The sequence below is a fragment of the Rothia sp. HMSC069C01 genome (assembly GCF_001814655.1).
Lineage (GTDB): Bacteria > Actinomycetota > Actinomycetes > Actinomycetales > Micrococcaceae > Rothia > Rothia dentocariosa.
On the sequence record NZ_KV817389.1, the window covers coordinates 42,805 to 55,121 of the forward strand.

11 protein-coding genes are annotated in these 12,317 nt (G+C 51.7%); 6 read left to right on the top strand and 5 right to left on the bottom strand.

The features are described 5' to 3' along the window. Positions 1-70 precede the first annotated feature (70 nt). Positions 71-214: a hypothetical protein gene (locus HMPREF2981_RS10870; RefSeq protein WP_161800475.1), complete on the bottom strand. Its 144-nt coding sequence runs from the start codon at positions 212-214 to the stop codon at positions 71-73. A 486-nt stretch (positions 215-700) separates the two neighbouring features. Between HMPREF2981_RS10870 and HMPREF2981_RS04620 the strand changes: the two genes are divergently transcribed. The 4 genes from HMPREF2981_RS04620 (at position 701) to HMPREF2981_RS04635 (ending at position 7,320) form a co-directional block, all read left to right on the top strand. Beyond that, complete coding sequence (locus HMPREF2981_RS04620; RefSeq protein WP_070661149.1) at positions 701-889, top strand: hypothetical protein; 189 nt, start codon at positions 701-703, stop codon at positions 887-889. Between the two features lie 935 nt (positions 890-1,824). Next, positions 1,825-2,022 carry a hypothetical protein gene (locus tag HMPREF2981_RS04625; RefSeq protein ID WP_048754637.1) on the top strand — a complete coding sequence of 66 codons (198 nt, stop codon included), beginning with the start codon at positions 1,825-1,827 and terminating at the stop codon, positions 2,020-2,022. A gap of 41 nt (positions 2,023-2,063) precedes the next feature. After that, complete coding sequence (lanM, locus tag HMPREF2981_RS04630) at positions 2,064-5,105, top strand: type 2 lanthipeptide synthetase LanM (RefSeq protein WP_070661152.1); 3,042 nt, start codon at positions 2,064-2,066, stop codon at positions 5,103-5,105. Between the two features lies 1 nt (position 5,106). Continuing rightward, the gene (locus HMPREF2981_RS04635; protein WP_070661154.1) at positions 5,107-7,320 is read left to right on the top strand and encodes a peptidase domain-containing ABC transporter; all 2,214 of its coding nucleotides are present in this window, start codon (positions 5,107-5,109) and stop codon (positions 7,318-7,320) included. 217 nt (positions 7,321-7,537) lie between these two features. On the opposite strand, the gene HMPREF2981_RS04640 is transcribed toward HMPREF2981_RS04635, so the two are convergent. The 4 genes from HMPREF2981_RS04640 to HMPREF2981_RS04655 all read right to left on the bottom strand — a co-directional run bounded on the left by HMPREF2981_RS04640 (position 7,538) and on the right by HMPREF2981_RS04655 (position 9,661). Beyond that, positions 7,538-7,957: a VOC family protein gene (locus HMPREF2981_RS04640; protein WP_070619488.1), complete on the bottom strand. Its 420-nt coding sequence runs from the start codon at positions 7,955-7,957 to the stop codon at positions 7,538-7,540. A gap of 86 nt (positions 7,958-8,043) precedes the next feature. Then, positions 8,044-8,826 carry an AraC family transcriptional regulator gene (locus HMPREF2981_RS04645; protein ID WP_168165924.1) on the bottom strand — a complete coding sequence of 261 codons (783 nt, stop codon included), beginning with the start codon at positions 8,824-8,826 and terminating at the stop codon, positions 8,044-8,046. A gap of 62 nt (positions 8,827-8,888) precedes the next feature. Then, positions 8,889-9,392, bottom strand: coding sequence for an LURP-one-related/scramblase family protein (locus HMPREF2981_RS04650; protein WP_070661159.1), 504 nt, complete (start codon positions 9,390-9,392; stop codon positions 8,889-8,891). Positions 9,393-9,433: 41 nt separating this feature from the next. Continuing rightward, on the bottom strand, positions 9,434-9,661 hold the full coding sequence (locus HMPREF2981_RS04655) for a hypothetical protein (RefSeq protein WP_070628113.1): 228 nt from the start codon (positions 9,659-9,661) through the stop codon (positions 9,434-9,436). 272 nt (positions 9,662-9,933) lie between these two features. Between HMPREF2981_RS04655 and HMPREF2981_RS04660 the strand changes: the two genes are divergently transcribed. Together HMPREF2981_RS04660 and HMPREF2981_RS04665 are read left to right on the top strand one after the other, a co-directional pair. Next, the gene (locus HMPREF2981_RS04660) at positions 9,934-11,157 is read left to right on the top strand and encodes a hypothetical protein (protein ID WP_070661163.1); all 1,224 of its coding nucleotides are present in this window, start codon (positions 9,934-9,936) and stop codon (positions 11,155-11,157) included. A gap of 125 nt (positions 11,158-11,282) precedes the next feature. After that, complete coding sequence (locus tag HMPREF2981_RS04665) at positions 11,283-11,633, top strand: VOC family protein (protein WP_070661173.1); 351 nt, start codon at positions 11,283-11,285, stop codon at positions 11,631-11,633. Positions 11,634-12,317: the final 684 nt, after the last annotated feature.

The following is a 12,317-nucleotide window of genomic DNA, read 5'->3' on the forward strand; positions in this document are numbered from 1 at the left end:
CGGACTAACCTTTTGCTAAAGATATTTAAATAACTATCTAGAAACTTTTTGACGAAGAACCTTGCTGCTATTAGCAGTTAAAATAATAATAAACGGATTCTGCAAGAGTAGCTGGAGGCCATTTCTTCCCGTCAAGACGAGCTTTCAGGTTCTCGCAGGTTCCAGCACCGTTTACTTGCTCAAGTTCTTGTTCGCTGAGCTCTTGCAGGGTCATAGTACTTTCCTCCCGTTGATGATAACTTTTGAACCTACACACATTATATACATGATTGACTGCTTTAATGAACCTTATACATGTATATATTAGCTCATTAGGATTATTTATTCTTGTCTAAAATTTATAGCGTATCTTAATTAGGTTATGAAAGATGCGTAAGGTTCTTAATGATTTTATTAATCAAATAGTAAATATGTATACGGTTAAAATTTGTGTTAGGCATTTTGAAATTTGGAGATGTCTATTTTTCGAGGCTCTATACCCTCTCTAGTCGTGCGTCATTAAGGTCATCCCTAATGTTGTATCTAGCTTTTGAACGGGTAATTTCACCTATTTCATAGCAATATGCCCTGCCCGGCAGATCGTGGTGATGGAACACGGACGGGTGGTACAGGTTGGCCGTCACGAGGATTTGATCTCGACTGATGGCCGATACCGGGAGTTATGTTACCAGGAAGAAAAAAGCAGCCGTGAGGAGTATGCATGAAAACCCTAGCCGTGATGAACGACCTTGAAGCGGCTTTAGAGGCTGTAGCGGCGGGAAAGTTCCATCCAGTGATAGATTCGGTGTATTCCCCGGATCAAGCAGAGGAATTCCTGCGGCGTAGCTTCGGTGCAGAACCGCGGTTTGGGAAAGTCGTTATGGATATGCGCAGCGGCTCGCACGAGTAAATAACCTGAGCCGTAGAGCAACCGAAAAACGTGGATGCTGTCATGCAGGTGTGCTGCCTGGGCGACAGCATCCAAATTTTTTTGGTGATTCTTCAAAAACCAACGCGGCAAATTCTCCACAAACCGCATAATATTTCACCTATAAAGTTTAAATTTCTAAGCAACAATACTCAGATTTCTCGGGAATTTTTAATGATTTTGTTATCTTAAAAATGATACCAAACCGTTACAAAAACTTTTTCAAAATTATTTTTCTAATAAAAAAACAAAAGTTACTTTAAATAATAAAATACTTTCCAGGCGCTTTATTTTCTGAGTAAATAAACCTAAACCCTTGAAATTACAGCCCAAACTCGTAATGATTATTGTTTTGAATTACGTTTAAAATGCTTGACATCAATATTATTTACCATTTTAAAGAGTGCACAATAAATTTTTGACCCCTAGAGTACATCTTGAAACACGTTTATCAAGTTGTTACTGTAGAGTCACCGATTTCAATAGAGAGAAAACCGACTCTGATAAGGATCTTTGTTCCATGACATTGCCGCATGATGAGAATAGAAGATATATCTCACCACCCCTAATATGTCGTAGCCTGCGACGAAAGTTCATAGTCAATGGAGATGTGAGGCTTTTGTTGCTTGGCATCTGTAGCACACGCGGCATCCCCACATAATTTAGGTGACATAGCTCTGGCAGTCTGTGTCTAATAGCTATGTTTACAGTGCTATAGAAATAAGTAACAAATTTTACAAACTTCCTTTCCTTGAGGCGTTAGCTCGCCGTAAGGAAGGGTGGTGGGTTCCAGGCGAATACTGTGGAAAAGCAAACACCTGGAACCCAGTCAGAGAATAGTTTGATGTCTTCAGCATCAAACTAAACACCGATAATACTATTCCTGAACGGATCAGGAATATTTAAGGAGGATAACCATGGCTAAGGATATCACGCTCCTGGAAGAGATCTCGGACCTCGACCTGGACCAGGTTAACGGCAGCGGTCACGGCGGCGGCGGCTTCTCCGGTGGCGGCTCCACCGGCGGTGGCAACGGCGGCGGCGGCAACTACTGCGGTAACGGCTGCGGCAACTACAACTTCGGCTTTGGCTTCTGGGGCGGCAGCTCTTCCTAAGTCCGGGGAATAAGTAAATACGATAGATAAGGAGATACCAGGTGTTAATCAGGGAACTTCTTCCTGAACTGGATGATGAGCAATTCCGACGCCTAGAAACGTATGTATCTAGCACTTCGTTGTTAGAACGTTTGGGTACCGCATCCAATACTCCCGACTCCGAGTCTATCGTACGGTTGTCGGCTCCGGTGCTCAAAGCACTGGGGCCGACGGCCGAGCCCTCCATGTTTCACGCGCTCATCGCCCAGCTTGCCGAGGGTGAGCGTGACAATGTTGAACGTGCTGTTGCCGCATCGGGCTACGCCGCACCGTCGCGGCTTCCCCTCCTAGCTGGCCAGTTTGTGGAGAACCTGACCGCGCGTTTGACTAATTTCTACCTCAGACCGCTGGTTGCGCACATTAAAAAGATCTCTTCGCAGGGTCTTCTGCACGGCGACACCCCCGAAGAACGATATGAAGACTACTGCCGACGTTGGGGCGAAGAATTTAGTGACGACTTTTATGCAAGCTACCCGCTTCTGCCCGGTGTTCACGGCAGGACTATTGAGCAGTTTCATGCGATGATTGCCGAGATTTTTGAGCGGGTGAGCGCTCGTGAAGATGATATTCGCGAGCTTCTTAACGTCAATGATGACGAACCCCTCAAACTCGAATCCTTTGACCTGCCCAGAACTCGTTACGGCGGCGGACGCGCCGGTTGCCTTCTCGAATTTACCCAGGGCGTGGTGGTCTACAAATCCCGCAATGTTGAAGGCGAATGGGTCTTCTGGAAAATCGTTCAAGACCTTGCCGCGCAGGGGGCGCCTTCGATGCGTGCTGCCCGCGTGATTCGGGGTGACGGCTATGGTTTCATGGAGTTTATTAAACGTGAAGACGCAGACTTTTATGCTGAAGATTTCCTTGGAGCCTGCGGGCGGCTGGCGGCTTTGCTCTACACCCTGCAGGCTAAAGACCTGCACGCCAAGAATTTGATACCCCTGCGCACAGAACCCGTTCCGATTGACCTTGAAACGATTCTCCACCCCGTGCATATTCTGACGGAGGATATTCAGAGTCCTCCCGAAGGCAGCGTTTACCTGCGCTGGCTGCGCGGAATCGCATGCAGCGCGTTCTTGCCTACCCGCCGCACACGCCGCGATATTTCACTAGGGTTCCGCGACGTAGGATTCCTGCACGGCGAACAGGGGACGAACCCTTTCCACGAGGTAACCGTCGCAAATCCCTTCCGTGACGATGCTGTGGCACGCATCAACCGTGAACCCGCCTCAGAGAACCCAACCACGGAAGACACAGATCGCGCCGAAGAAGCTAACGCCAGCACCCCGGAGGAGCGGCGTATTTCTGAGGCAGCCCGCGCCCGCGCCTTTGAACGCGGATTCACGCAGATGTACCGGTGGGTTTGCGAGCACCGCGAAATCATGACCGAGGTGGTCCGCACGAATTGCTCCGGGCTGAAGCTGCGTGCCCTGCTGCAATCCACCAGGTACTACACCCGAATCCTCAAAATGCTCAGCAGCCCCGAAGCGCTGGCCTCCGAAAAAGTCTTCGCCACGATCGCGCTGCGTGCCGCAACACTGAGCAATAACCGCCCCCTTGAGATGATCGGGGCCGAAGTAGAAGCCCTCTGGCGGTTCGACATTCCCTTTTTCATGCATCGCACAGATGGCTCCGAGATCATATCTTTCGACGGGCACGCCGTAGGACTGACCATCGACAGCAGCGCCCTCGATGAAACCCTGGAGCATATTGCCGCTCTCGGTGAAGACGACCTTGAAGAGCAGATGCAGCAGATCTGGTCAGCCTTCGTATCACCCTACCCGCCGGATCGCATACTCGCGGACGCATCGGCAGAGCTACTGTCAAACAGGCAGAGCGTGCAGCATGAACGAGAACTCTGCGAGGCTATTGCCGACCACCTAACGGCGACGAACCACCCGGGCGGCAGAGAGGAAGACGCCTGGACCTGGCTGGCACCCACCCCCGGCCTGTGGCAGCAGCACCTTAGCCTGTGGAACACCGAAGTCCTCGGCATAGACCTCTACACCGGCTCAACCGGGGTAGCACTCGCCCTCACCCAGGCCGCGCGGATGCTCGAAAAACCGGAATACACGCAGACGGCCCGTCGGGTACTAGACCCCATCGCGCAAGACGTCTTCGCTGACAGGCTTTTCAGCATTCCCCCCGAAACCTGCGACGGCATATCCTGCGGCGAAACAGGCATCGCCTTCGTGCTCGCCGCTGCCGCAGAAAACCTTCAGGATACCCGTTTTGCTGAGGCAGCCGTCAAGGTTGGCGACCGCACCGCCGCGCGCCTAGCGCAGGTTGAGCATCCTATGCCCGGGTACCTGGATCACCAGGTAGGGGCTGCCGCCCTGCTCTTGGGTTATAACCTCGCCACCGACCGCGCGGCTCTATTGGCGGTATTAGACAGGCACGCCCAAGACATTATCGCCGGTATGGCAGAAGAAAACTGGTGGCACCGCAGCGGATTCGCCTACGGAATCAGCGGATCAATCTTCGCGCTCGCCCGGTGGAACCGCCATATGCCCTCACCCGAGCGAGCCCGCGAAGCCGTCGAAATTCTTCTGCGCCGCCTCAACGACTTCAACACCGGGGACGAATGGCGAGCCCAGCTCACCGAACATGACAGCGGCGAAGAGCATGCCAGCGGCACTTGGTGTTCCGGCAGCGCGGGCATCGCCCTCGCGTTCGCGGCACTGCATCTGTGGATGCCCGAACTCGCCAGCCGCGCCGACCTCGACCGCGCGGTACAGCATGCGTTCCGCACCGGCACCCGAAGCAACCTCACCCTATGCCACGGCGACTTCGGCACCCTGGATGTGCTCGCCTGGATAGCCGACCGAATCCCCGACGTGCCGTGTGCAGAGGCTATCCGGGATGCCATCAAGAACGGTTACAGCGCATCGGATATTCGGGCAGTCCTCGACGATAAATCCGTGCGCTACTCGCTGACTCCCTCGTTCATGGTCGGCACCTCCGGCGTGCTGTCCTGGCTGGTTCGCCGGGCAGACAATACTCGCCCGTACAGCCCTCTTATCCCCGAGCCGTTCGAGGTTCGATAGTATGGGTTTTCCTGCTGTTCTTCAGGCGGCGAAGACCGAATGCGGGCTGGGCGTGGGGGCGTCCGTCCTGCAGCACTACGGGCGCTATCAGACTATTTCAGACCTTCGCCTGATTGCCGAACCCGGTCGTGAAGGTCTCTCGATGCGCCAAGTGCGCGACCTTCTCGTTGAGGAGGGTATGGAGGTCAAGGCCTTCAGGGCGCCCTCTCTCGAACACCTTCGGGATATTGGCAAACCGGTCATTCTGCACTGGAACAATTCCCACTACGTGGTTTTGGTGCGCATCCGCAAGGATCGCGTGCATATTATGGATCCCTCCACGGGAATGCGGGTTATGGATCTTCAGGAGGCTGAAGAGTCTTTTTCCGGCAGCATTCTGGTGCCGTCCCCGCGGAGCGATTTCAAGAAGAAATCCCGCAGTGTCTTTCAAGATTGGCAGCTGGGCACCTTCTTCACGAAGAAAATGTTCGGCCAGTACGCGCTGTTCCTGCTGCTTCTCATCATCACCTACAGCGTTACCTTTGCTGTGCCTATGGTCATTCAAAGGGTTGTGGATGCGCAGCTTAATAACGAACAAAACACCGTCGTGGAAACAACGGTCGGTGTGGTAGTCGGTGTTATTGGCTACTACCTGGTTTCCATTGCGCGTGCCGCAACGTTGGCGAGTATCGTCTCGTCCATCGGATATAAGCTCTTGGGCAATATGTTCGACAGGCTGCTGAGGCTGCCGCTGACCTATTTCGCGCTGCGTTCTCCGGGCGATATTCTCTACCGTCTCTCAAGCGTGAACACGCTGCGCAACTTCCTGTCGACAAGCCTGACCGAGTTCGTGATCAACATCGGCACGATGATCGTGATTCTCATCTTTATCGCCCAGCAATCAAGCCAGGTTTTGATAATCACCTTCGTGGTTCTTGCCGTGCTGATGCTGATCTGGTTCGTTACGGCGCGCCCCACCTCCCAGGCGCTCGACGCCGAGTATGCGCACGCCTCCGAAGCGCAGGTGGTTGAGCTTGACGCTATTAACACCATTGCAGCCATGAAGATGACGGGTTCCTCAACGCCCACCTATAACACCTGGCGCGAAGCCTATATGCAGTCGCTGGCGTCGATGCGCCGCCGCATGGTGCTGCAGCAGGGTGTGCTCGGGTCTGCCGCATCCGTGGTGCAGTTGGGCGGTCCTCTGATTCTGCTGTTGGCGTCGATACCGTTGGTGAATGATGGAACGCTCACGCTCGGTCAGGCTATTGCGACCGAGGGTATATCTGCGCTGCTGTTTTCGTCGGTCGCTTCGACGATGTTCGGCATTATGAGCATTATCGCGGTGGACCGCGCGGTTGCGCGTATCGTGGATATTCAGCGCTATGAACCGGAGAAGAGCACGGGATCAGTCACCGATATTGCTGACGGTGACCTTGACCTTGAGAACGTGAATTTTACGTATCCGGGCGGTAATAAACCTGTGCTGACGGATATCTCGCTGCGCGTGCCGGAGGGCCACGATGTTGCTCTCGTGGGTTCGTCAGGTTCGGGTAAGAGTACCTTGGCTAAGCTGTTGTGTTCGTTGTACAGCCCGGTTTCTGGCACGATTCGTGTGGGCGGAATCGATGTTAAAGATTATTCTTTGGACGAGCTGCGTTCCCATATTGGGTATGTGCCGCAGCAGCTGCAAACCAGGTCGGGAAGTCTCTACGATAACCTCACAGCGGGTCTGGATGACGGGCGCAGCCGTGAAGAAATCGAGGAGAGTATTCTTGCGATGGGCATCCTGGATTTTGTGAAGGATTTGCCGATGGGCTTCGACACGATCATGGCGAGCGGCGGCGAGAACTTCTCGGGCGGTCAGCGCCAGCGCATCGCGATTGTTACGGCTCTGCTGCGGTACCCGCGCATTTTGGTGTTGGATGAGGCTACCAGCGCGCTTGATACCGCGACCGAGCGGCAGGTGACGGAGCTGATTGCCCAGTATCAGTGCACGAAGGTCGTGGTGGCGCATAGGCTTTCAACGGTGCGCAACGCCGAGAATATCGTGGTCATGGAGGATGGGCGCATTATTCAGAGCGGACGCCACGATGACCTGATGATGGTTGAGGGCCGTTACCGGGAGCTTTATTCTCAGGAGGAGCAAAGCAGCCAGGCGGGGTACATTTGGGCGCAGTGGCCCCCCACGAAGGTTTCTCGCCACGGCTTCGGTTTGGGAATGTTCACCTCGTAGCTCACGACCCTGATGGATGCGCGGTGCACGCGGGCGTTCTGCAATGTTTGGCAACCGGCATAACAACTTCGGGAGCGATGGTTTCCAGCGGGAACAGGGTTCCTCTGGGTCGTTAACCTCGCCAGCTTCGGAACGTTATTGTATCCTCGCGCACTCGGCATAACGTCCCTCAGCAACTGAAAACCATCGCTTTCACTTCTCGCTTCTACGCCATTTCCTAGTACATGACTTCCCAGGCGGTGCCGAACCGGTCGATGCAGCGCCCGTCGTATGCTCCCCACACCCGCTTCTCAAGCGGGTAAAGTACGGTTCCGCCCTCTGACAGCGCTGCAAAAACGCGATCCGCATCGGGCACAGAATCAGCCGGATAGACCAGAAAACTTGCTGGTGCGCCTTCGGGTGCTTCCTCATGCATAACATCCGAGCCCATGAGAGTCATGTTATTAAACTTTAAGGCGGTGTAAGCGATCTTCTCACCCCATTCTTCCTTATACATCCCAGCGCTCTTGAGCGCGTCTGCCATGTCCCGGTAGCGGATAAGGCCATCTCGCTGCGCCCCGAAAAGCTTCTCATAGAAGTCGAAAGCTTCACGGGTGGTTCCGTGGTGGTTTGAAAGATAAACATTCATCTGTGCCATGTGAAATTCTCCTGATTTCGGATGATGGGGACAATAATTTCACGGTAGCAAAGCCACACTATCTTTGCTTATCTTCAATTGCGCACTTATTGACTCTTGCGGGGTGACGGCAGGTAACGTGCCAGCAACGCCGGAAAATTCATGGTGATAGGCGGGTCTTCGGGCAGAGGCATGCGCATTGTCAGATGAACTGGGTCAGGTGTTGTCGCCGCATCAAATGTTATAGGAAAGTCTGCTTTAGCTCGGTAATTCTGACTAAGCGCCTTCAGCGGGTGCGCCCCGAAACGCACCTCGCACGCCAGCAGGTAGTAGGTTCCAGACGGAATATTTGTGAAGGTATGTTCCACAGAACCAACCGCCGCCACCCCAATAACCGGCTCTCCTTTAGGAATCGCGGTAGGAAACAGCCCCATAAACGTAATATCACTGCGGTAGCCTGGCGGATACACTGCGCACACCGTCAGCCGATGCGGTGTTGTAACGGTGCTTTGACGGTGCACAAACTGGGCATTATAACCACGTAGCCCTGAGAGTAAGTTTTGAGCATTGAGAGACTCCCGTAGATATTCGCGAGGTGAGCTACCCGTATGCTGTTTGAAGGTGCGGGAGAAGGACGTTAAGCTACTGTACCCGGCAGTAATAGCGCTAGCTGTTACGGTACTAACGGGCGAGGAACGATCCAGAAGCCTCTCAATACTGCACTGAATCTTCAACGCCTCAACATATTGCTTAATGGTGTAGCCCCTCACTTGTCTAAAACGGCGTGAGAGATGGTACGGGCTGTAACCGCAGGCTTTAGCGATGTTGGCAAGCGTCGGCTTATCTTCTGCGTGCTGACGAATGTAATGTGTGATCTTGGTGGTATCCATAAGACTTCTGGGAGCGTGCATAAAATCTGGAGGTTCATATATGAGGCGAATAAGGGGAAGGACTATCCTGTGGCTACTACAAAGCCACGCCTGCCGCCGATGTAGTGGGAGAGCACCATGAAAGCGGCCAGAATAAGCTCTTGGAGATTATCATCGAGAATTTCGAGGGCGTAGTTGTATTTCAGAACAAAACCCGGGCGAGTAATTTTGGCGATGATCTTATCTTCCTGGGTTATCGTGAATTTGCCGGAACCGATGCTTCCTTCCAGGAGGAATTCTGCATCGGCTGTTTTAATGCTGATGCTCGGGTGGAATGGTTTCCACTCTAGCCTTTCTAGGGAGGCGCTGCTTCCGTCGGCAAAGTCTGCGGTGTAGTGGTGTTTGGTGTCTGGGACACGGCTGACCGTGATGACTTTTTCTTCGGTATCTGCCTTGGTGAAGACGACGCTTTTCCCACCGAGTCGAAGCCTGCCATCGGTTTCATAGACTGGTTTGAAATCAGTGTTGAGGATGTTGTACCGGTATTCGGGGTTAACCATCTTTGACTTGGCGTAGAGAGTAGTCATAGGTTTGTGTCTTTTCGTAGAAAAATTAGTGGTCGTGGGGCTTACTTTTTCTGCGCGGAAGATTTCTTGTGTTCGCGGTACATCATCCAGAACCCGCAGACGATAAGAACCGCGCCGAGTATAAAAGAAGTCGTGAGATCGAGCGGTAATATACGACCGTCACCAATACGGGGTAGCGCTAAAACGAAAGTTGCTAGGGCAAAGACCCAGAGCGAAGACGGAATTTCTTTACGTTTTGGATGTTTATCTTGGTGATCATTCTGCGCCATGTTCGCTCCTCTCATAGGTTGCCGACTAGGGGTTATGACATGTTGAGAGAATACGCTCACTAAAACATTATACTGTTCAAATTTATAGAGAACAAGCAATTTATGCATCATTTATATTCATTGTTGTGCATAAAATATGTTCATTTACCGACTGTTTATAAAGATATATAGTAGGGTTTACGCAGCATATTCGTGATGTTATTGTGGGTCAAATAGATGTAAAACCTTTTATTAGATTCTTGTATGTTTATGAATAAGCGCAGGTGGTTTTTATGAAGGCACCTTATCCGGGTACAAAATTTGCCGCCCTTGGGGTGTTGCTCGCGTTATGTCTTACGACGTGTGGCACACCGAAGGCACAAGAGTCTAAGAGTCCGGAAGAGTCGTTGAAGAATAGCGCCCTAGCGGTCTCTGTTGCTGGTGACTACCGGGAAAGCAAGAACCCTGGAGGGGGTGTGGGCTTCTACGATCCGCACACCAACTCGTGGACTAAGCTATCAAACGAAGGATCTCAGACCTCAGAAATTGACTACTATAACAACAAGCTATATTTCGGGGATAAAAAGAAGGATTATATTTTAGGAGACTCACTGCAAGGTTATGACAGGAGCTACGAGTCTGTTTATAACGAGGAGGTATGGGGACTGGATAATGGTGGGTTTGTAGCGGTCAAAAATATTGGCTATACCGAAGATAAAACCTCCTATATTTATAAAATAGTCACCCATGATGGGCAGAATACCGAAGTTCACACCTCGAACCGTAGTATTAAGAACCCTGCACGGTGCGCTAATGGCAGTGTATGGACTGTCAATAATGAATCACACAATTCTCTTGGGCAGCAAGAGAATCAAGGTGATTCAAAAGATAAAAACGAACCGACTAAACTGATTCGCCTATACCCTAACTTTTCCGATGATCCTGTAACCGAGCATGCGTTTTCTCTTCCCAATGAAGGAATCGATGGCATCACGTGTGTTGGGAATAAAGTCGTTATCATAAGGGATACCTACCCTCCCGGCAGCGACCCGCAGAGGAGCAGTTCAGAAGATGTTACGGGATCGGCTCTTGAGGTATTTGATACAGATACCGGTCAGGCACATGAAGTTCCTATAAGCGGCGACCATGCAGTGCGCGTAAACCGTGATATGTGGGAGTCGAAGCAGGGGCGTTACCGTGCAATCGGTCGCGAAATATGGTGGCAGTCGGGCGATGGGACTATTATTTCTACAGATGTAGAAACCGGGAAAAATACCCGCCATTTCACCCTTAAAGACTATAAGAGGTCGAAAGATCAGGGTCTCTTTTATTGGTCCGATAAATATCTCTACAACATAAACTCAACGGACAATAAGGATACTCTGCGCATATACAGCCTTCACGAGAATAAGCTGATTAAAGAAAAAGAACTCCCCGACATGAAGGCTATCCTGTCGAAGCATCAATTTACATATGCCATGGTGGTCACAAACGAGGAAGAGCTTCTCAAGCTATAAAAATAAGAAGGCTTATCCATAGGGTCTGTGAGTCCCAGAAAACCTGCCTTCACCCCATCAGCGTGCATCTTTGATAGGCTTCAGGAAGATTTTGCCAGGGTAAAACACTCATGGAAGGGCTGCTTATGACTGTTAGGCGTATCGTTACTAACCTTGCCGCTGATAAACCCGAGTCTGCCGCTACTTTTTATCAAGATATTCTAGGTCTGGAATTACTCATGGACCATGGATGGATACAGACTTACGGCAATGCGGAAACTATGACTGTGCAAGTCAGCATAGCCAGTGAAGGGGGTTCAGGTACACCGGTTCCTGATTTATCGATTGAAGTAGATAATCTTGATGAAATCCTCGCTCGCATTCATGCGGCAGGTATTGCGCTTGAATATGGCGTTGCTGAAGAACCCTGGGGAGTGCGGAGGTTTTTCGTTCGCGATCCTCTGGGGAACCTTGTGAATATTTTGCAGCATGCGTAGAGGATTCGCCGCCATCAAAAATTATCGCCAGAAAATGGGTTATCAAATTATTGAAAGAGCGGCTAAAACCTCATAACTTAGCTTTCCTTAGACCCGGCGCGCGAAGACGGCACTACGGCATGCATAGAGCCTGCGGCGAGTGCATCCGCAGCGGTAGAGTCCAAGCCGAACCCAGCGCAAGCCGAAGACCCCAGCCAAACAATTTTTAAGGTGCCCTTGCCGGGTAGAGCGTGAGACCCCGCGGCGTCGGGGTCTCGCTTGTGTGGTGCAGGCTATCGATGGCCTGCTTGCTCTGCCCTGTCGTCCTGTTGCCTGTGTCTGTCGGTATTGCTTGTTTGGGTTGTTTTCTCCGGGGATGTCCTTTTCTAATTCGATGTCAGCAATTTTCCACTGTTGCGTATCCCAGCATTGGAATAGCTCCTGAGGGCTTGGACGACGAGAAGCTAGGGCATCGGCATGGCGACCTAGAGTAGGGTATCTATGACTCCGAGGTGCATGACAGAGGCTTCATCGATTCTGAGAGTGCTCCACCGGTTTGTCTTTTCTTAATCCTCCTTTGACCTATTGGTGTCACGTATAGTCTCGTGCGCTCGTGAGCTATCGGAGTTTTTATCGAAGAGAGCCCCGATAAGCGAAATGAGGCCGATTAATGCGAATACGAGACCGACTTTCGCGGGGTCTACT

What these genes read in the sequence shown, in the direction of transcription:
- HMPREF2981_RS04645 (WP_168165924.1), bottom strand. Translation starts at nt 8,826, where the DNA reads ATGGATACCACCAAGATCACACATTACATTCGTCAGCACGCAGAAGAT.
- HMPREF2981_RS04660 (WP_070661163.1), top strand. Translation starts at nt 9,934, where the DNA reads ATGAAGGCACCTTATCCGGGTACAAAATTTGCCGCCCTTGGGGTGTTG.
- HMPREF2981_RS04620 (WP_070661149.1), top strand. Translation starts at nt 701, where the DNA reads ATGAAAACCCTAGCCGTGATGAACGACCTTGAAGCGGCTTTAGAGGCT.
- HMPREF2981_RS04625 (WP_048754637.1), top strand. Translation starts at nt 1,825, where the DNA reads ATGGCTAAGGATATCACGCTCCTGGAAGAGATCTCGGACCTCGACCTG.
- HMPREF2981_RS04665 (WP_070661173.1), top strand. Translation starts at nt 11,283, where the DNA reads ATGACTGTTAGGCGTATCGTTACTAACCTTGCCGCTGATAAACCCGAG.
- HMPREF2981_RS04655 (WP_070628113.1), bottom strand. Translation starts at nt 9,661, where the DNA reads ATGGCGCAGAATGATCACCAAGATAAACATCCAAAACGTAAAGAAATT.
- HMPREF2981_RS04650 (WP_070661159.1), bottom strand. Translation starts at nt 9,392, where the DNA reads ATGACTACTCTCTACGCCAAGTCAAAGATGGTTAACCCCGAATACCGG.
- HMPREF2981_RS04640 (WP_070619488.1), bottom strand. Translation starts at nt 7,957, where the DNA reads ATGGCACAGATGAATGTTTATCTTTCAAACCACCACGGAACCACCCGT.
- HMPREF2981_RS04635 (WP_070661154.1), top strand. Translation starts at nt 5,107, where the DNA reads ATGGGTTTTCCTGCTGTTCTTCAGGCGGCGAAGACCGAATGCGGGCTG.
- HMPREF2981_RS10870 (WP_161800475.1), bottom strand. Translation starts at nt 214, where the DNA reads ATGACCCTGCAAGAGCTCAGCGAACAAGAACTTGAGCAAGTAAACGGT.